This is a genomic window from Cyanobacterium sp. HL-69, from assembly GCA_002813895.1.
Classification (GTDB): Bacteria; Cyanobacteriota; Cyanobacteriia; order Cyanobacteriales; family Cyanobacteriaceae; genus Cyanobacterium.
In genome coordinates, this window is the sequence record CP024912.1 from 2,257,361 (window position 1) to 2,277,471 (window position 20,111).

The window sequence follows — 20,111 nt, forward strand, 5'->3', positions numbered from 1 at the left end:
CCGCAAAAATATCAATTAATAGACTTTTCTTCTTCTTTTGATGGAGGTTTTTGATTAACAAAGGGTTGATTTGGATTAATTAAATCAATATGAATAATATCTTCTCGGCGAATTTGTTGAGTAATAGAAGTAATTTTGCCCAGTTTTTCAAACTGCTGGGGTAGCCTTGAAGTATAGGGGCCTAGGTGAACTTTTCCTAAATCCGTCGTTAGAATTATGTTATTAGGATTTTGCCAATTTATCTCCGTAATAGGTATGGGGGAAACGGCTAACAAACGATATAACTCCTCCCAATAAGATAAATATAACCCTTGATTACCAAATATTTTGAGAGAAGGAATTTTTTCGGGATATTGCTCCAAATTTTCATACATATCCTTTTCCATAAAGACACCATCAGCACTGATAAATCCTAGGTGACTGATGGCAACTTGCCCATTTTCATTGTCTTCTGGGCCATAAGCCATGGCAACAGGAGGATTTTCTTCTACGGTGATAGTTAGACTGGGGGGAGCTATCTTTTTAGTAATAGTTATATTTTTGAGGGGTGTTTTTTCCCCTAATTCGTCAGCCAGATACTGCCCTGAGAGGGTTAAGATGGGCTGGGGATATTGAACAGGAATTAAGCTACGAATTTCTTTGTCTGATAATAGTTCATTACCTTCAATATTAATTTGTTCGCCACTTCTAAGTACCCAACTAGGATGGGTAATAACCCAAAAAACCCCCGTGGTAACACCTACCGCCACAAAAAAGCGACAGACCGCAATACGATTACGCCTTGCTCTCTCCTTTCGTAATTTGTCACGGTGTTGAACGACTTGGGATGGAGGTACGGGGTTTCGGGTAGTTACCATATACTTAAGCAGACTCTGGAGTTGGTAAGGATGATGGATGTAATAATAACTCAGCTGTACTCCGTTTTTCAACCATTTCTTTGGTAATTAAACATTTACTTAAGTCTTTGCGCGAGGGTACCTCATACATTACATCTAACATAATTTCTTCTACTATACCTCGCAAGGCTCTCGCCCCTGTTTTTCGGCGGTGGGCTTCTTGGGAAATGGCTTTGATGGCTTCGGGTTCAAATTCGAGAATAACATCATCCATGCCCAAAAGTTTTTGATATTGTTTAACAAGGGCGTTACGGGGTTGGGTGAGAATAGCCATAAGAGCTTCTTCATTGAGAGAGTCTAGCACTGCTACTACGGGTAAACGTCCTGCAAATTCGGGAATTAAGCCAAATTTTACTAAGTCGTCAGTTTGCATTTGTCGCGCAGCGTTGGCAACTTTTTCTTCTTTGGTTTGATTTTCGTTGGGGATTTCAAAACCAAGGATTTTTTGTTGATGGTTTTGTTCTATGATTTTGTCTAAACCGCTAAATGCTCCACCGCAGATAAAAAGGATGTTACTGGTATCGATGGTGATACAGTCTTGGTAGGGGTGTTTTCTACCGCCTTGGGGGGGGACATTGGCGACGGTGCCTTCTAACATTTTGAGGAGGGCTTGTTGTACTCCTTCCCCTGATACGTCCCTTGTGATCGAAGGGTTTTCACTTTTACGGGCTATTTTATCAATTTCGTCGATGTAAATAATACCTCTTTGGGCTTGGTCAATGTCTAAGTCTGCCACTTGCAGAAGTCTGAGCAAAATATTTTCTACGTCTTCCCCGACATAACCTGCTTCAGTAAGGGTGGTGGCATCGGCGATCGCAAAGGGTACATCCAAGACTTTCGCTAGGGTTTGAGCTAATAAAGTTTTACCAGATCCTGTGGGACCGACTAATAAAATATTTGACTTTTGTAACTCAATACTATCTTCTTCGGGGGTATTTTGATTGTTATTTTCCTTAACGCTCAACCGTTTATAATGGTTATATACTGCCACAGAAAGAATTTTTTTTGCTTCATCCTGCCCGATTACGTACTCATCTAGCTCGGCTTTTATTTCTTTGGGCTTGGGAAGGTCTTCGAGAGAAAGGGGAGTTAGGGCATTAGACTGTTTACCTGCAGGAACTGGTTTTCCTTTTAGGGCTGGTTTCCCTGGCGGTGGCGGTGCCGACATCAACTCTTCATCCAAGATTTCATTACATAGTTCTACGCATTCATCACAAATATAGACCCCTGGCCCTGCAATTAGTTTGCGTACTTGCTCTTGGGATTTCCCACAAAAAGAACATTTCAAATGGGAGTCGTATTTAGACATAAAACTGCTTTTTTTTACTATTTTAACAATGGACTTCTGAGAAAAATATTTAGGAATGGAAGACTATCAAGTGTTATTTGGGAAGACGGAAAAGGCAACATCCTCCATGGAGGATGGGTTACCGTGGTTTTTTTAGAAGGCTTCGGATAAATCAATATCTTTACGATTTAGGGGTAATTCCACCCCTTCCCGTCGGATAATATCATCAATGATGCCGTATTCTTTGGCTTCGGTGGAAGACATATAAAAGTCTCTTTCTGTGTCTTCGCTAATACGGTCAAAGGGTTGTCCTGTGTGATGGGTAATAATTTCGTTTAATCTTTTTTTGATGTACAAAATCTCTTTGGCCTGAATTTCGATGTCACTGGCTTGACCTTGAGCGCCCCCCAAGGGTTGGTGAATCATAATACGGGAGTTGGGTAAACCTAGTCTTTTTCCTTTTGCTCCTCCTGCTAGTAAAAAAGCTCCCATACTAGCGGCAATACCGTAGCAGATAGTGGATACGTCTGGCTCTATCTGTTGCATGGTATCGTAGATGGCAAAACCTGAATAAACGGAGCCTCCAGGGGAGTTGATGTAGATGTAAATGTCTTTGGTAGGATCTTCTGCTTCGAGGTAGAGGAGTTGGGCGACGACAGAATCGGCTACTTTGTCATCAATGGCTGTGCCAAGGAAAATAATTCTCTCTCTCAGAAGACGGGAATAAACGTCAAATACTTTTTCCCCCATGCCAGAGGATTCTACTACCATAGGCACGGTGGCGTTGTTGACTATGTTTTCGGTTCTGGTAGCGTTGATATGGTGAGGATAATTACTGTTGATGTTGAGTTTGGGAGATTGCGATTCTAGCATAGCTTAATGACAGTTCCTGTGAAAGCTCTTTTATACGACTTACACCTTAATATTATACTACTTTATGGCTTATTTCGACCTTATGGGAGATAGAAGTTGGGGTAGGGAAAACCTACCCTTGGGGGTTAAATAATTTGGTCAACGATCGCACTTAAACCGACGGAGTTAGAAGCTTTAAATAGGATGCGATCGCCCTTGGTCATGATTTGTTTTACTCGGTTTAGTAGGGCATCATGGTTATCAAAAATTTCGGTGGGAATCCCCTTTGCCCCGGAGGCAATGGTTTCGGTGGCGGACTCATCAGCTAAAATCAACACCATATCCAGCCCCAATTGCTCGGCTTTTTCTCCCACCTGATGATGGAGGGCTGAGGAATATTCCCCTAATTCTTTCATGGTACCAAGAACGGCAATTTTACGCTCTCCTGCGGTATCTTGCAACAGTTCGAGGGAGGCGAGCATGGACTCAAAACCAGCGTTGTAGGTTTCATCGAGAATGACAATGTCGTTATCAAGGTGGTAACGTTTGGCTCTTCCCTTGGGCATTTCTACCTCCATTCCTGCTTTGAGGGGTTCTAAATCCAACTCGAGGACGTGGGCAAGGGCGATCGCCCCTAGATAATTAAGGGCATTGTGGCGACCCTGCAAAGGGAGAGGGTAGATTTCGCCGTTTACCTCAATTTTATCATCATCGATAATTTGACCCTGAAAATCACCATTTTCCAAGCCATAGGAGACGGTTTTTCCGTGCCATACCATCCCCGCTGTTTCCATCAAAAGTTCATTATCCGCATTTAAAATGGCAACCCCATCCGGGTTCATATTTGCTAAAAGTTCACACTTTGCTCTGGCGATGGCTTCCCGGGAGCCTAACCTGCCGATATGGGCCGTACCCACGTTAGTAACTAGGCCGATGGTCGGGTTCACGATGTCGGTGAGCAAAGCGATTTCCCCTTCTCCCCTCATGGCCATCTCAATTACAGCAAAATCATCCTCTTTTGTTATTTCTAAAAGGGTTTTAGGAACACCAATTTCATTATTATAATTAGCCCTTGTTTTTAATACTTTTCCCTGAGTATTTAATACCGCACTTATCAATTCTTTTGTAGTAGTTTTACCCACCGAACCCGTCACCCCAATAATGGGAATATTTAATTGTTCTCGCCACCAATGGGCTATTTTTTGATAGGCTTCTAAACTGTCTTTAACTCTAAAAATTGGGACCTTTAATTCCTCTTCACCTAAGTGATTTTCATCTATGATAAGGGCGATCGCTCCTTGAGTCACTGCTTGAATCAGAAAATCATGACCATCAAAAGTTTCCCCTCGCAAAGCCACAAAAATTTCTCCCGTGCCTAAACTTCTAGTATCAGTGCTTATGCCCCTACATTGTTGTGTTAAGATCGAGCCATTATCCCCTTCACAAACTGAATCAGTAATTTCACCGATAGTAGCAATATTTAAAGAAAAATTCATAAAAAAAATCTAGTAAAATTCAGTATTTTAACTGATACATAGGATAACCTTTTGGGGTAAAAAATGGGTAATTTAACAGAGATAAAAAATAATATTAACGTTTAAAATAGATACATAATTAGATAAATATCCCACCCACAACATACCATGAACTGCCGTGAATATCCCAAAATTGTCAAAAAACAAACAATTTAATAATGGTGGCGGAGAACAATACCTTTTTGATCACTTATTATACTGCGTCAAAACCGAAACCCCTGAACAAGTAATCGAAAGATTCAATAGACTATTCATTCAGGCTCAAGGTTATGATGATCAAAAAGTGTGGGAATGTTTAGCTAATATTATCGGCAATCCCAAATCTTCAGAACAATTTCCCTTAACTCTAAACCGTTGTTGTCATATTCTCGTTAACCGTTGGCAGCTGTCTCCCCAAACCCAAGGCTACATAGTAGATTTAATTAACTGCTTTAAATATGTTCCCCGAAGCCTTCACCGTGGCTATGTACGCAGTTTTACCGAACAGTTGCGCGGATGTGTAAGACAATTTATAGATAGCGATTATTATACTCAATTAAAACGTCTCGCCAGTGTTATCGGTGAGGGTAAAATTAGGAAAGAAGAGAAAAAAGAAGAAATCCTCGGCAATCTCATCAATCGTTACCCCTACCTTTATGATCATTGTTTACTCGGGGTTGGTAGTAGTATAGAACAACAAGAAACCGTATATAAAGTTAAACATGAATTAGAAAAAAAATTTGATACTAATCTTTCCCGTTTTGTTACCTATCAATTGAGAGTAGCCCAAAAAAGGGAAAATGGAGAACCCATAGATTCTCGTATTATTACTCCTGTAGAGAATCCTACCTTACTGAGTAAAAGAGATTTAGGTCGTAGTTTAAAGGAATATGTCGGGGTAGCCGAAAATGGTTATTCTTATAAGGAATTATCCCGTAGTTTTGTTGCCCATACCGAGGGGGTGCGCAACTATCAGATATTTAAGGATAATCTTTATGAATACATTAGCCAGTCCATCGATGGGAAATATGGCAAAAATAGTTTTAATAAAAGACTTTATGAACAATTTCAAGGATTATACCCTGAGTATAATAATAAAAGACCTGATGAATTTCTAAAAACTCGCACCTATAGTCAGATTTTTAATTATTTAATTGTGGAAAGTCCTCAAAATCCTAATCATTTAGTATTTATGGATATGATTAGCAATATGGGAACAACAAAAACTATTGGTGTCTTTTTGAAATTGGTTTTAACTTGCACTAGATTGAAGCCTTATTTAGAGAAAAGATTTTCGATTCTTTTTAATCACTATGAGTCTTTTTCTAAGGATGGGGCAATGTGGTTGGTAAGGAGTTTGGAAAAGGTTAATGTTGGTTTTAGTGTCAATTTTAGCAATGTTGTTGATATGTCTTTCCTTAAACGCCTCTATTTACCCAGTAGATGAGGGAATAGTTATTCATTTGCAAAATTTTCTTAAAGATTAAAGTACTGGTTGAAAAGGGTTGAAGAATATTCAACCCCCATGGTTTAATAATTATCTTAGTCTGCCTGAGCGTAAAATACTGATGACTAACCATAAGCCGAGTAAACTGGCTACGGCAAATAATATATTACTCAATAGCATCAATTGAGCAGTACCTGCCCCTGTGGAAATAATAGCCGCCCCCACAATCAGCGCCCCTACCACGATGCTAAAAGATAGGCGGTTAGCAGAATCATCAAGGCTACGACGTACATTGTCTAATTCTCTAATTTGCAGGTTAAATTGTAGGGTTTCTGAACTTAGTCTATCTAAGATTACATCTAGTTGACGGGGCGATCGCAATCCCACCGATTTTAAATCTAAAACAGTACGAAATACCGTTTGCAAAGGAGTTTCTCCTAACAACTGACGACGAAGTAAATCGATAGTCAAAGGTTTAATTTCATCCAAAAGATTAATTTGTGGATTAAATTGACGAGCAACCCCTTCTAAATTAGCCAAACTTTTGGCATATAATCCCATATTACCAGGTAGCTTCACCTTATTATCTCTACTTACCTCCAAAATCTCATAAAAAACCTCGCTAAAATTAATCTGAGAAAGACTTAGATTATAGTATTTTCTCAACATAATATTGTAATCATTTTCTAGTTTAGCAATATTAGTTTTCAGAGAAATATTTTCCGATAATTCTAAAGTTAATTGAGCACATTTCTGGGCATCAATATCAACTACAGCCAACAACATTTCCGTTAATAATTGTTGAGTACGAGGATCCAGCCTTCCTATCATACCGCAGTCAATGAGGGCAAGACGACCATCATCAAGATAAAAAATATTACCAGGATGGGGATCAGCATGAAAGAATCCATCTATATATATTTGTTGGAAAAAAGCCCTAAATAAAACAGTGCTTAACTCAGTCCTAATATTATCATCGGGTTTCTCTTCAAAGGTAGGAATATCAGCCTCTAAAATAGGAGTACCATCTAACCATTCCATTACCAAAACTTTCTTGGTTGTGTAATCCCAAAAAATTTGAGGAACTACTATTTTTTTTGGGTCAAACCACTTACTTTTAGCTAAATTTTCCCTTAATTTATCAGTAAAAGTTGCCTCTTTTCTAAAATCTAATTCTGCCAAAACAGCATTAGTAAATTCCTCAGCCAATGTCACTACATCATAATCATTGCCAAAATCACTAAGGGCAACCAAATCCGCAATACCCTTAATAATATTAATATCCTGATTAACAATTCTCTCAATGTTCGGACGTTGTACCTTGATAGCCACTTCAACCCCCGATATTAGGGTAGCACGATGTACTTGGGCGATGGAACCTGCGGCAATGGGTTCACGATTAAGAGTAGAAAAAATCTTATCTAAGGGTTGATTATACTGCTCCTCTAAACTTTGTTCTACCTCCCTCCACGATACGGGGGGGACATTGGCTTGTAATGCCGTTAAAGCCTCAATATACTTGGGAGGTAACAAATCAGGACGAGTGCTTAATAACTGACCAAACTTGACGTAAAAAGGGCCTAATTGAACCAAAATACGACTCAAAACTTCTGGGGTAGGCAGTTGGGGTTTATCTGATTTACCCCCCGTCAAAATGCCCCGCATATAATCCCAGCCATTACCCAAGACAATTTCTATTATTTCTCGTTGGCGGGAACTTGTTTTTGTTTTTGTAATGGATGACATAAATTTGTTATGAAAATAATGGCTCTTTGTTTTCCATTAATATAACAACTATTTAGTGAATAAAATGTCAACTTGTTATTCTGTTTTACTGCCCCATAGTTTTATTAGAAAAAATAAACAGACCAAAAAATAACCAGTGGTAAACATTCCGTTAAGATACATTAAACGGATAGAAAATAAATCATTGGTTAATACACTTCCTAACCATAAACTACTATAAATAGTTAGCCAACCTAATCCTAATCGAAGAGAAACACGACTAATTTTCTTTGTTTGAAACTGATTTTCCGATTTAGAAAGGACGCTAATGAGGGCGAAAAAAATACCAACTATGGGCATTAAATATAACGACAACCAAAATTTATTTAAATTTTCTTGACGGTAATTGTCTTTCATTATTTAGAGTGAATAGTTATCAATATTATTGTCTATTTTACTTTTTGCTTTTTTGGTTGTTTGAATAATTAACTAATCTGCCATTATATTAAGTTTTGATTGTATTGTATTTGACAATTTATATAGAAGTAATAGAGAATGGAAGGATAGTCAATACCACTTGTGAGCGTAAAAAAATTCAGTATTAATGACAAAATTATTAGAGTTTTCCGAGTCCGATAATAGATTATCTAACCGTTTCATTGAATTAGACCCTGAAGGATATTTTATCATTTCCATAGACCGAGAAAAAGAATTGATTTGTGCAGAGCATTATAGTAATGCTATTAATGATCAAGGTTTGGCGGTTGATCCAGACACGGGGGAGGTGATAGCCTGTAAGGGGGCAAAACCTCGTCAAGCAGTAACTTTATTTACGGGTAAAACTGCTAAGGAAATTTGTATTAAACTTTTTGAGGAAGTTAACAAACCTCCTGTTAGTATGTTTGATCATGCGGCTTATTTAGGTAGGGAGTTTGTGAGGGCGGAGATTGCCCTGAAGACTGGAGAGGATTATATTCAAGACTAGAGAAATGATTTAGCCACCTAAATCCCCACCCCCGGCCTTCGGCATTTTCCCTTTTAAGGGTAAAAAAAGACTTTAAGTGATAGAAGAGGATTAAACTCCTTGCCTCAAAATTAATAAATATCAATTATTCTTGTGAGTAATATCAAAATTGCTGGGGACGAAGTTGCCCCATGTCAGGTGAAGCAGATACAAATTCCTGTGGCGAAGTTACCTACTCAAACGATGATGTCTTTGCCTGTAACGGTGATTAATGGTAAGGAAGATGGGGCAAAACTGTGGTTGAGTGCGGCGATTCATGGGGATGAGATTAATGGGGTGGAAATTATCCGTCGGGTGGTTTCGTTAATCAATCCTCAGAGGTTGAAGGGTTGTGTGGTTGCGGTACCTATTGTTAATGTGTTTGGTTTTATTGAACAATCACGATATTTGCCTGATAGAAGAGATTTGAATCGCTCTTTCCCAGGTTCGGAATCTGGCTCGCTGGCTTCTCGTTTGGCGGAACTTTTTATGCGGGAAATTGTGGCGAATTGTACCCATGGTATTGATTTACATACGGCGGCGATTCATCGTATTAATTTACCCCAAGTTCGAGCTAACCTAGAAGATGAGGAAACTAGACAATGTGCGATCGCCTTTAACACCCCTGTAATGATTCATGCTACCACGAGAGACGGTTCTTTGCGTCAGGCGGCTAGTAAAAAAGGCATTCCTATCCTTTTGTATGAAGGGGGAGAAGCCCTCCGATTTGATGGGAAATCCATTGATATGGGAGTCAGAGGTATCTTGCGGGTAATGAATTACTTGAATATGTACAACATTTATAACCATGACCTCGAAAAAAAATCTATCATGATCGATAAATCAAAATGGATAAGGGCATCTAGTAGCGGAATTTATCTCTTAGAAACCGAATTAGGGGCTGAAGTGCAAAAAAGACAGGTTTTAGGTAAAATTACTGACCCCTTTGGTAACAAAAGCGTTGCCATCAAAGCCCCATTTAACGGTATAGTAATTGGTCATGTACAAAATCCTCTTGTCAATCAGGGGGATGCTATCATTCACTTGGCTTCCTGTTAGGAAATATAATCTTAATCTGTGATAGATAACAAGGGGCTTAAGCCCCTTGCCTGAAACCCGAAGCCCCTTGCCCTTACTTGAAATTCCTTGCCTCAACTCTGAAGCATTATGGGCTTTCCCCATTCCCCGCCTAAATTGTAAATTATATTTAAATTCAGCATATTAAAAAATGAAATCGATATTAGTGTATGGAATTCCCAACTGTGGTACTTGCAAAAAAGCCATGCAGTGGTTAGAAGACAATGACATCAACTATGAATTTATCAACACCAAAGAAAATGCCCCTAGCAAAGAAATGATTGCTAATTGGGTAAAATCCTTGGGTACTAAATCCATGCGTAACACCTCGGGAATGTCTTACCGTGCTTTGGGAGAGGAGAAAAAAACATGGAGCGATGAACAATGGATCGATGCTTTTTCTGGGGATGCTATGCTATTAAAAAGACCTTTGTTTGTGAAAGATGGGGAGGCAGTTTTAGTGGGATTTCGTGCTAACGATACTGTCAAGCGAGAAAAATTATCATGGACATCAACCTAGAAGAATGTTATCAAGTTTTAGAAGTAGATGAGTCGGCGGAAGTAGAGGACATAGAAAAGGCTTATTTCCGCATAGTAGGGGAGTGTTTAAAGCGGGGGGAGAAAGAAAGGATTGAAACCGTCAAAAATGCTTATCAACTACTAATAAATCACCGTAAAAGTCAACAGGAAGAAGAATCGGCTCAGGGGCAGAGGTCTTATGAGCAGGAAGTTACGAACAATGTCGCTAGGGCTTTACGGGGAATGTCTTTGATGATCAAGGTGGAGGCGTTTGTTGATCATCTCGAGATAAAAATTAGAGGTAGTAAACCCCATCAAAAGAAAGCTATTCTCAATCTTATCTATCAATCTTTCAAGTCGTCAGATATTCTCCAACATACTCTCGTTAAAGTGGTGGCGCAAAAAACCGTTAAAACTCATTTTTGGCAAGAAGATATTAATTTTACTCCTAATAGAAACAATCAAGTTTATTCTAACGATTACCTCCTTTTACAAGAGGCAGAAAAAACTTTAAATACTTATGTATTACCCATAGCAGGGGCGATCGCACTGGCTTTTAGTTTTGCTGAAGTGCTAACATGGTTTATAGGGATGTGGGTACATGAATTTGGTCATGCCACCATAGCTTGGTTTTCAGGATATAGAGCCATGATTACCTTCGGAGCAACCATTACCACCCTAGAAAAATCAAATTTTGTTTACTTTGGCATTCTTTTCCTACTCGGATTAACCTTCTACACAGGATGGAAAGAAAAGAAAAACTCCCCCATGATTGTCGCCGTCACACTCATCATGCTCCAATTTATCCTCACCTGGATAGTAAGCTATTCCGATTATGTAACCCTCATGGCATTCGGTGGCATTGGAGGAGAATTTTACCTTAGTACCCTCTTAATCATCGCTTTTTATTGGCGTTTACCCGAAAAATTTTACTGGGATTTTTGGCGTTTCGGCGCCGTTGCTATAGGTGCCATAACCTTCTTTAGTAGCTTCACCAAATGGCATAACATCAAAGTCGGTAGAGACAATATCCCATGGGGTACATTGTGGGGCGGTAGGGGTGATTCGGGAGGAGACTTAAATATTTTGAACGATTACTCTGGATGGAGTGCTAACCAAATTATTGGGACCTATGTTAGTTTGGGCAATATTTGTTTTATGGTTATCATCAGCTTTTACCTATTTCATCTATTCAAAAGTCGCCCCGAATTATGGGTGAAAATACGTCAATTATTTCGATAAAACTATCAATAATCACCACTCCACTGTTTTATCAAAGCATACTGTAGATTGATTTAGCCTTTTTTTACCAAAAAGTCAGGGCAAACGCATACTCAAGCAGACAAAATCTGAAGTATAGTCACTTTACTTAAGTATGAACCAATCAAGGGTAAAATAATGGATGAAGTAATTATTTTTATATTTAAGTATAATGCCCCATGATATAGAATTAAGACAAAAAGTAATTGACTATGTAGAAAATAGAGGTAACGTAACAAAAGCATCGAGAATATTTGGAATATCAAGAGCATCAATATATAGATGGTTGAATAGAAAAGATTTAAGACCAACAGTGGTCAAAACTCGTCAAAGAAAATTAGATAAATCAGCACTATATGAAGATGTAGTGAAAAATCCAGATGATAAATTAATAGATAGAGCGAAAAAATTTGGAGTAACAATGTCAGCAATATCTCATGCATTCAAAAAAATGAACATAACAAGAAAAAAAAACAGTTACGTTATAGAGAAAGAAATAGAAAACAAAGAATAGAATACTTACAAAAATTAAGAGAATTAGTCAAAAAATACGGAAGTAAGAGTATGGTATTTATTGATGAGTCAGGATTTGAGGAAATAAGCACTTGCATTTATGGGTGGTCAAAAAAAGGAAAAAAAATTTATGATGAGAAACAAGGAAAACGAGGAAAAAGAGAAAATTTAGTAGCAGGAAGAAGAAAGAAAGAAAAAGATTTTATTGCTCCAATGATCTTTACAGGAAGTTTAAATGCAGAAAGTGTTGAATCATGGCTAAAAATGTATTTATTACCATCACTAAAACAATTTTCAATACTAATAATGGATAATGCACCAATCCACCGAAAAAATATGATAAAAGAATTAGTAGAAGAAGCAGGTCATCTAGTAATGTTTTTACCAACTTATTCACCAGATTTAAATGATATTGAACACGATTTTAGTGCTTTAAAAAGAGCAAAAATGTATAGCGATAGTACAATAACTTTAGATGAAATAATTTATAATTATTGTACTAGCTAAATGTCTCAGTCTTATTTTGATTGACTATATCAACTAATTTATGTTCAATTAAGTAACTGGTTCGTGGGTCTTCAATATTTTCAAAATGTTTCCACAAGTATGATTTCTCAGAACTCACGGCTATTAATTTCCTCTATGATGTTTACCATATCACTTTCTCATAAATTTTTAGTATGCGTTTGCCCTGGTTTAACTAAAAACTCGAATTAAAGTACCTCTTTGGGGTAAGTCTTGAGGGCGGATGGTGGTTTGATTTCCTCTGACAGTGCCAATATTTAATTCTTCTGCCCGGGCAAGGGTTAAAAACTCCTCTAGGGTTACTAAATCACAACTACTGGCATCGGCGTTGGAAGTGAGGTACTGGGTGGGAAATACGACTTTGGGGCGCAATACTCTAATGGCATCCATGGCTTCTTGGGGGTTATAGTTTTTTGGGCCTCCGCCGATGGGAATGAGGGCAACATCTGGACTACCCATCAAAATTCTTTGCTCGACATCGATGGGGGAAGCGATGCCCCCTAGGTGTAAGATGTTTACTCCTCCTTGATTCCAACGCCAGACGATATTGTCACCAAATCTTCTACCCCTCTGGCGATCATGAAGTGTTCTGATGCCCTGAAATTGTATTCCGCCTACTTCATATACCCCTGATTCCACCATTATTTGAGGGTTGTTAGGGAGTCCCCCTGCGGCTCCTTCATCGAGCATTCGGCTGCTAATCATGACGGCATCGGCATTGACTCGGGGAGCGGGGTAGTTGGCGGTACAACCGATAGGCTCGAAGGGGTTGGATAATACTCTGAGGTTATTGCCTGTAAAAAGGAAACAACTATGGCCTAGCCATTGGATATTTACTCCTGTGGTGGAGGTTTGGGCGATCGCCCTTTGGGGGGAATATTTAGCGGTAAGGAGAGAAGTTAAAGCTCCTACCCCTGTCAGGCGCATCCAGTCACGACGATTAATCATATTTAGCAATAGACTTGAGGAAATTTCGTAACAATTGTAACCCAGAATCCGTTAAGATGCTCTCGGGGTGAAACTGTACTCCTTCTATCCATGGATATTGTTTGTGTCGAATACCCATAATAATGTCATCTTCCGTCCAAGCGGTAATTTCTAATACCGAGGGCATAGTGCTTTTGTCCACAATCAAACTATGGTAGCGGGTGGCTTGAAAAGGAGAAGAAATATCTTTAAATACCCCCGCATTGTTGTGGAGGATGGGGGAAGTTTTACCGTGCATCAGACTGGGGGCAGAGACAATTTTTCCGCCATAGGCTTCGCCGATGGTTTGATGTCCTAGGCATACTCCCAAGATAGGATAATCTTGACCCATTTTTTTGACAAGCTCGAGACAAATCCCCGCACTCTGAGGATTTCCAGGACCGGGAGAAATAACGATCGCATCTGGTTTCAATTCTTGTAATTGTTCGAGGGTAATTTGATCGTTACGATAAACCACTAGATCTTTGGCAATGGCAAACTCAGTGCTTAATTCCCCTAAATATTGAACCAGATTATAAGTAAAACTATCGTAGTTATCGATAACTAGAATCAAACTATGGATCTCCTTATAGCAGTGAAAATATTAAGTGTAACCCATAGGGTAACAAAATAAAACAGGCAACAAATACGGAAGCGATCGCACTGACTAACACTGCTCCTGCGGCACAGTCTTTGGCTATTTTTGCACCCTGATGATATTGTTTCCCTACGGTTAAATCTACCACGGACTCAATGGCGGTATTCAATAATTCTAAGACCATCACCAAAGCACAGGTAAGGGCAAGGATAGCCATTTGAGTCATGGTTACATGAAGGATTAATCCCAAAGATATGGCTAAAAGGGCGATCGCCGTATGAATTCTAAAATTACGTTGGGTTTTGAAGGTATAAATCACCCCTGTCCAAGCAAAGCGAAAGCTAGAAAATACATCAGGGGCAACCTTCCAAGCCTTAGAAATCCTATAATCAGGTTTTTCCACAGATTCAATATGAGTAAAAACGGCGGGTTTGTCAATTAAATTAGTCATTTTATATGTATTCTCCCTTGGGAGTTTTAGAGTATATATTACTACCTAAGTATAAACGTAACTAATGATCTGTCAATCAAAATAATGATAGCTAATCTCAAAAGCAATTGTTTGTTAATAAGTAATATAAAGATAAAATGTTATCCTAACCATTATTAATCATTGAAAATGCAATGAAATTGACAAAGTTAACCCTATTCCTTCTCCTTTTTTTGTCATGGAATGTTTTTTTTTCCCAAGAAAATAAAGCAGAATCTGAAACTTCCCCAGATGATACGGAAATACTTTATTATCGCAACCCAGACCTTGGCAATGTAACAAACCGTTGGCAAGATTTAGAATTATTACGCAGTTTAGAAGAGCATACATCCCCTGTTAATGGTTTAGCATTTGATCCTCATGGCAAAAACTTAGTTAGTGTCGGTAGTTATAACGATCCTCGTATGAGGTTTTGGGAAGTAGAAACTGGGAGACAATTTAAACATCAAAGAGCCCATGGTTCCGCTGTCAGTAGCCTTCTGTACAGTCCTGATGGTAAAACCATCGTTACTACGGGTCAAGCCTCCGATATACGCATCTGGGACGGAGAAACAGGGGAACATGAAACCACTTTATTAAGCCATGCTAATAATGTAATGGCGATCGCCATTAGTCCTGATAGTAAAACCTTGGTGAGTGGAGCATTGGACGGTATCAGGGTTTGGAACTTAGAATTTAGAAGACTATCTTATATTTTAAATAGTGTCGGCAATCCTACTTATGCCCTAGCCATTCATCCCGAAGGCAGAATTTTAGCCAGTGGCGATGGCTCAGGAAAAGTAACCCTTTGGGATATAACCACCGCCCGAAAAATTAGAGAATTTACCCCTCACCGCAGTAGAATTACAGGGCTAATTTTTACCCCCGATGGCAACAGAATTCTCACCAGTGCCGAGGAAAGAAGCGTGAAAATGTGGGATTTAGAAGGCCGTTTACAAGTAGCAGAATATGGACTCCATGGCGATCGCATTCGAACCATCGCCCTATCCCCCGATGGTTCTACCCTAGCCAGTGGAGGCAATGACGGAGTAAGAATTTGGGACTTTGACTCCACCAGAGAACTAGCCTTTATCCCCTACAATAGAGATTGGGTTCAAACCCTAACCTTTAGTCCCGACGGTAATATTTTGGCCACAGGTTCTTTTAATACCAGAATCGACCTTTGGCAAAGAAGTAGAGGTTTATTAAGCGAAAATCCATGATCAGAGATCAACAACATCCCCAAGCCCACATTGATAGGGTAATAGTACAAAAAATTTTCGTAGAAGATAAAACCGATCATCACATGGCAGAAGTTGCTAGGTTAAGAATTCGTTACCGCAACTTTCCAGGGGCAAGGGATATTCAGCGGGATTTAGATGTAATTTTGCAACAGTGGGATATGACGGAAGATGAACTTTTTTCCCACGTCCGAAAACTACACACCCAAGGGAAAATATACGGTAAAAAACAAGCAACAAATGAAGAAGAAGATTGGAGCTAAAAAAAGCAATCTCACCCTAAAAAAATTGTTAAAAATTATTTTATTCTTCACTATGGGGATAATTATCATAATTACCCTCAGCTTGGCTAATAACCTTTTTCAAGCCCAAAAAAATGCCACCCAACCCATCGGTGCTTACTTCGTATTAGGGGGAAGCATCACAAGGGAAATATATGTAGCGAAAGTTGCCACTATGAATCCTGATATTCCGATTATCATTTCTACGGGATCCGATGATCCCTGTATAGTTTTGATTTTTGATAGGGAGGGGGCAAGACTTGATAATACTTGGTTAGAAACTTGTGCTGATTCTACCTTTGATAATTTCTTTTTTTCTGTACCCATTCTCAAAAGTTGGGGCGTCAAGAAAGTAGAAATGATTACCTCTGATACCCATCTTCCCCGTGCAGGAATTATGGGAAAAATTAGTTTAATGGCTCAGGGAATTGCGGTAGATGTCAATGGCATTCCCGAAATCGATGGTATCCCTGCTAACCACGAAAGTGATTTAAAAACAACATTGGATGTCACTCGTAGTTTTTTATGGGCATGGGCTGGACAATTTATTAACCCCCCCTGTGACAAAGTGATCAAACTTTCAGAAGTAGATCTCGATTTTTGGCAACAAGGAGGGTTTAGTTGTGAAAGCAGGGGAAAGATAATTAATAATTGATAATGAATAATTATTGTACTTATTCAATCCGTCTTAACAAAAGATACTTGGTAAAATAGATTAATTTGTCGATCGCCTATCAACCATTAAAACCAATTACTATTCACCATTGCTCTTGTTAATCAAGGCTCTTGTTAATCAAGTTTTTAAGATTTGTTATGGCTTGGTGTACCTGATCAAAACCTGTTCCTCCGTAACTATTACGAGCTTTTACTACTTGTTTAGGGGCGATCGCCTCATAAATGTCATTTTCAAAGGCAGGATGCAACTCTTGCCATTCTGATAAAGTTAAATCCTTTAACAATTTTCCAGCACTGAGGGAAGTTTTAACCACCTTACCCACCAAATTATAAGCCTCTCGGAAAGGTACACCCTTGGAAGCTAAATAATCCGCCACATCCGTAGCATTGGAAAAGTCCTCGTTTACTGCCTGCTCTAGCCTTGCAGTGCGAAACTCTAACCCTTCAGAGAGTAAAATGGTCATGGCCTGTAAACTACCCTTAACGGTTTTCACCGTATCAAAGATACCCTCCTTGTCTTCCTGTAAGTCTTTGTTATAAGCCAGGGGTAAACCTTTCATGATGGTTAACAAAGCCTGTAGATGTCCAAATACTCGCCCTGTTTTGCCCCGCACCAATTCGGGAATATCAGGATTTTTCTTTTGGGGCATAATACTAGAACCCGTGGAGCAACTATCTTTGAGGGTGATAAAGTTAAACTCTTGGGAAGCCCACAAAATCATCTCCTCACTAATACGGCTGAGGTGTACCATAATTAAGCTAGAGGCACTCAAAAATTCGATGGCAAAATCCCTGTCGCTGACACCATCAAGGCTATTTTCATACACAGAGCCAAAACCCAATAACTCCGCACTATAATGGCGATCAATGGGGAAGGTAGTACCTGCCAAAGCACCACAACCGAGGGGAGACATATTAGTGCGATCATAAATTTGTGCTAATCTTTGCCAATCCCTCTGCGCCATCTGGGCATAGGCCATGAGATGATGAGCCAAGCTGATAGGTTGCGCCCGTTGGAGGTGAGTATAACCGGGGATGAGGGTTTCCACGTGGTTTTCAGCATGATTTATAAGAGCTAGTTGCCAATTTCTCAATAGTTCTTGAATTTGCTTGATTTGATCCCGTAAATATAAACGAATATCCGTCCCTACTTGGTCATTGCGCGATCGCCCTGTATGCAACTTTTTACCTACCGCACCCACAATTTCCGTTAACCTTCTTTCTACGGCAAAATGGACATCTTCTTGTTCTACCCCAGGATTAAAGTTTCCAGCCCGATATTCTTGGCGAATTTGCTCTAATCCTCTTACAAGGGTTTCTCCTTCTTCGGGGGTGATAATACCCGTTTTTGCCAACATTTTGCCATGGGCTACCGAGCCAGTTAAATCATACTCGATCAGTTCAATGTCGAAGCCAATACTGGCGTTAAATTCAGCAATGATAGGATGTAAAGAGGTTTCAAAGCGATCGCTCCAGGTGGTTTTCTTGGTCACAGTTACTATAGGATTTAAATATTTTTACTATCAAAATCATAAAGCCAAACCCATAATAATGATTAAAATATTATCACCATTGCCTATTCCCCATTCCCCCTTCCCTCTCTAAAAAAAAATCCCCCAGCCATAAAAGACTAGGGGAGATGTCATCAAAAAATTAGATGTGACTAGAAAGTGAATCGGGTACGAATAACACCTACCACCTCGGTATCGTTGCGATCGTCATGGTTAGGATTGAAGATTGCATATACACCAGGGGTAATAGAAACACTACGACTGATGGGATACTTATATTGACCTTCTAAGATAAAGGAACTATCTCTTTCAGAACCAAAAGTTCCGCCAGTTACTTTAGGAGGTTGACCACCGGCCACAGTAAACACAGCACCTTCTTTTAAAGCATCCACGAATGATACGTTAGCATTCCAAGTAAATAGGTCAGCATCAGCACCACTTCCATCTTGGGCATCAGCACTACCAAAACCAACCCAACCAGCTACGTTGATATTGGGGCTAACTCTCCAACTAGTTTGAAGACCAAAATTATCAGAGGTAGTGGCAACATTACCAAAAGGTCTGTTAGTGAAAGGACTACCCGTACTACCAGTAAGGTTAGGACCATCAGCGAAGTAACTACGGGCATAAGCTAAACCTAAACCGAAACTATCGGAAGGATTAAAGCCAAGTTGAACCACCGCACTGTAGCTACCGTCAAAGATACCGTTACCATCGTTAGGATTTTCAGCATCACCAGCGAGGTAAGTTGCAGCGATGTCGAAACGGTCACTAAATTCATATTTGAAACCTATACCGCCTCCAGAGTTTTGACGGAAAATTAAGGGGTTATAACGGGTACCACGGGCAAGGGAACCACTACCACTGCTGGAGGTAAAGGGGCTGTAAGTTTCGTGAATATCATCGGATTCAAAACTTGTACCGATCGCAAAGGTTCCTCTGTCACCAACGGGGGTACGATAGAAAAGTTTATCTAAAACTACGTTATTTCCAGTGTTTTGGGCAAAGTTAAGACGAGTCATATCAGAACCGCTGAGGCTTTGAAGACCAGGTACATTACCTGCGGCGATACGAGTTCTTAATCTATCTCTACCAGTGAAGCTAGTATCAAGGGATAAACGAACACGGTTACTGAAGGTGACTTCACCACCAACCTCGTCGTTTTGAGCTACTAAACCAAAAAGCACTTCTCCGCTTAGTTTGGTAGTGGTAGAAAATTGATGATCTTCTAGGAAAGCCACTCTACCTTCTAGGTTGTCAACCCTTGCTCCGAGGGTAGCGAGTTCGGTTTCAAACTCAGCAATTAATCTTCTGAGGGCTGCAATATCTTCATCACCTACTCCACCAGTACCGATTAAACGCTCAATAGATTGCATACAGGCGTTTAAACCAGCGGCAAATTCATAACGGCTTAAGGCTCTGTTGCCACGGAAGGTGCGATCGGGATAACCAACGATACAACCGTAACGCTCTACCAGACTTCTGAGAGCTTCATATGCCCAGTCGGTGGGAGATACGTCACTGAGTTGATTTACGGAGGTAACTTGACCTTGAACGTTGGTATCTGAAGAATAGTTACTGATTTGTTCGAGGGTTAGCTCGGCATTGTTTAATTCGTTTGCTTGGACGGACTCGATGCTGGTTCCTGCTAGTAATGCCATGGCGATTACTGCGGGAGTTGCCATTTTGTAATTTTTTATTTCTCTTAACATAATGCTAAAAAAATCCTCACACCTTTTTGGTTTAACAAT

Annotated in this window: 19 protein-coding genes and 1 pseudogene; 9 read left to right on the plus strand and 11 right to left on the minus strand. The window is 39.6% G+C overall.

Going from position 1 to position 20,111, the window contains the following annotated elements; translation table 11 throughout:
* Positions 1-11: 11 nt before the first annotated feature.
* The 4 genes from AA637_RS10385 to AA637_RS10400 form a co-directional block, all read right to left on the minus strand.
* Positions 12-857 carry a cell division protein FtsQ/DivIB gene (locus AA637_RS10385; RefSeq protein ID WP_446682691.1) on the minus strand — a complete coding sequence of 282 codons (846 nt, stop codon included), beginning with the start codon at positions 855-857 and terminating at the stop codon, positions 12-14.
* 4 nt (positions 858-861) lie between these two features.
* Positions 862-2,205 carry an ATP-dependent protease ATP-binding subunit ClpX gene (clpX, locus tag AA637_RS10390; RefSeq protein WP_069791174.1) on the minus strand — a complete coding sequence of 448 codons (1,344 nt, stop codon included), beginning with the start codon at positions 2,203-2,205 and terminating at the stop codon, positions 862-864.
* A gap of 132 nt (positions 2,206-2,337) precedes the next feature.
* Positions 2,338-3,057, minus strand: a complete 720-nt coding sequence (clpP, locus tag AA637_RS10395; protein WP_446682692.1) for an ATP-dependent Clp endopeptidase proteolytic subunit ClpP — start codon at positions 3,055-3,057, stop codon at positions 2,338-2,340.
* A 125-nt stretch (positions 3,058-3,182) separates the two neighbouring features.
* A complete protein-coding gene (locus tag AA637_RS10400) occupies positions 3,183-4,532 on the minus strand; it encodes a UDP-N-acetylmuramoyl-tripeptide--D-alanyl-D-alanine ligase (protein WP_446682693.1) in 1,350 nt (449 codons plus the stop codon).
* Between the two features lie 172 nt (positions 4,533-4,704).
* Between AA637_RS10400 and AA637_RS10405 the strand changes: the two genes are divergently transcribed.
* Positions 4,705-5,997 (plus strand): hypothetical protein, encoded by a 1,293-nt coding sequence (locus AA637_RS10405; protein WP_242411987.1) that lies wholly within the window; start codon positions 4,705-4,707, stop codon positions 5,995-5,997.
* A 90-nt stretch (positions 5,998-6,087) separates the two neighbouring features.
* Here the strand turns inward: AA637_RS10405 and AA637_RS10410 are convergent, their stop codons facing one another.
* Both AA637_RS10410 and AA637_RS10415 read right to left on the minus strand, forming a co-directional pair.
* Entirely contained in the window at positions 6,088-7,743 is a 1,656-nt protein-coding gene (locus AA637_RS10410; protein WP_446682694.1) for an ABC1 kinase family protein, read from the minus strand.
* Positions 7,744-7,818: 75 nt separating this feature from the next.
* Positions 7,819-8,139: a hypothetical protein gene (locus AA637_RS10415; protein ID WP_446682695.1), complete on the minus strand. Its 321-nt coding sequence runs from the start codon at positions 8,137-8,139 to the stop codon at positions 7,819-7,821.
* A gap of 187 nt (positions 8,140-8,326) precedes the next feature.
* On the opposite strand from AA637_RS10415, the gene AA637_RS10420 reads away from it, so the two are divergent.
* The 5 genes and pseudogenes from AA637_RS10420 to AA637_RS10440 all read left to right on the plus strand — a co-directional run bounded on the left by AA637_RS10420 (position 8,327) and on the right by AA637_RS10440 (position 12,601).
* On the plus strand, positions 8,327-8,707 hold the full coding sequence (locus AA637_RS10420) for a DUF4346 domain-containing protein (RefSeq protein WP_446682696.1): 381 nt from the start codon (positions 8,327-8,329) through the stop codon (positions 8,705-8,707).
* Between the two features lie 132 nt (positions 8,708-8,839).
* Complete coding sequence (locus AA637_RS10425; protein ID WP_446682697.1) at positions 8,840-9,784, plus strand: succinylglutamate desuccinylase/aspartoacylase family protein; 945 nt, start codon at positions 8,840-8,842, stop codon at positions 9,782-9,784.
* Between the two features lie 169 nt (positions 9,785-9,953).
* Positions 9,954-10,322, plus strand: coding sequence for a Spx/MgsR family RNA polymerase-binding regulatory protein (locus AA637_RS10430; RefSeq protein ID WP_446682698.1), 369 nt, complete (start codon positions 9,954-9,956; stop codon positions 10,320-10,322).
* A complete protein-coding gene (locus AA637_RS10435; RefSeq protein ID WP_446682699.1) occupies positions 10,307-11,563 on the plus strand; it encodes a J domain-containing protein in 1,257 nt (418 codons plus the stop codon). The genes AA637_RS10430 and AA637_RS10435 overlap by 16 nt, the downstream gene beginning before the upstream one ends.
* A gap of 190 nt (positions 11,564-11,753) precedes the next feature.
* Positions 11,754-12,601 (plus strand): annotated as a pseudogene (locus AA637_RS10440) (IS630 family transposase).
* Between the two features lie 189 nt (positions 12,602-12,790).
* Here AA637_RS10440 and AA637_RS10445 read toward each other — a convergent pair.
* From AA637_RS10445 to AA637_RS10455, 3 genes are read right to left on the minus strand one after another with little or no spacing between them, the layout of a single operon-like run.
* Positions 12,791-13,564, minus strand: a complete 774-nt coding sequence (locus AA637_RS10445; protein WP_446684572.1) for an MBL fold metallo-hydrolase — start codon at positions 13,562-13,564, stop codon at positions 12,791-12,793.
* Complete coding sequence (locus AA637_RS10450) at positions 13,560-14,159, minus strand: anthranilate synthase component II (protein ID WP_446682700.1); 600 nt, start codon at positions 14,157-14,159, stop codon at positions 13,560-13,562. The genes AA637_RS10445 and AA637_RS10450 overlap by 5 nt, the downstream gene beginning before the upstream one ends.
* Before the next feature lie 13 nt (positions 14,160-14,172).
* The gene (locus tag AA637_RS10455; protein ID WP_069792121.1) at positions 14,173-14,634 is read right to left on the minus strand and encodes a diacylglycerol kinase family protein; all 462 of its coding nucleotides are present in this window, start codon (positions 14,632-14,634) and stop codon (positions 14,173-14,175) included.
* 179 nt (positions 14,635-14,813) lie between these two features.
* Between AA637_RS10455 and AA637_RS10460 the strand changes: the two genes are divergently transcribed.
* From AA637_RS10460 to AA637_RS10470, 3 genes are read left to right on the plus strand one after another with little or no spacing between them, the layout of a single operon-like run.
* Positions 14,814-15,875, plus strand: coding sequence for a WD40 repeat domain-containing protein (locus tag AA637_RS10460; RefSeq protein WP_446682701.1), 1,062 nt, complete (start codon positions 14,814-14,816; stop codon positions 15,873-15,875).
* On the plus strand, positions 15,872-16,156 hold the full coding sequence (locus AA637_RS10465) for a DUF3288 family protein (RefSeq protein WP_446682702.1): 285 nt from the start codon (positions 15,872-15,874) through the stop codon (positions 16,154-16,156). The genes AA637_RS10460 and AA637_RS10465 overlap by 4 nt, the downstream gene beginning before the upstream one ends.
* Positions 16,134-16,829, plus strand: a complete 696-nt coding sequence (locus tag AA637_RS10470) for a YdcF family protein (RefSeq protein ID WP_446682703.1) — start codon at positions 16,134-16,136, stop codon at positions 16,827-16,829. Before AA637_RS10465 ends, AA637_RS10470 begins: the two co-directional genes overlap by 23 nt.
* Before the next feature lie 118 nt (positions 16,830-16,947).
* Here AA637_RS10470 and argH read toward each other — a convergent pair whose 3' ends face one another.
* Together argH and AA637_RS10480 are read right to left on the minus strand one after the other, a co-directional pair.
* Positions 16,948-18,342, minus strand: a complete 1,395-nt coding sequence (argH, locus tag AA637_RS10475) for an argininosuccinate lyase (RefSeq protein ID WP_446682704.1) — start codon at positions 18,340-18,342, stop codon at positions 16,948-16,950.
* Positions 18,343-18,512: 170 nt separating this feature from the next.
* Complete coding sequence (locus tag AA637_RS10480; protein ID WP_446682705.1) at positions 18,513-20,045, minus strand: iron uptake porin; 1,533 nt, start codon at positions 20,043-20,045, stop codon at positions 18,513-18,515.
* Positions 20,046-20,111: the final 66 nt, after the last annotated feature.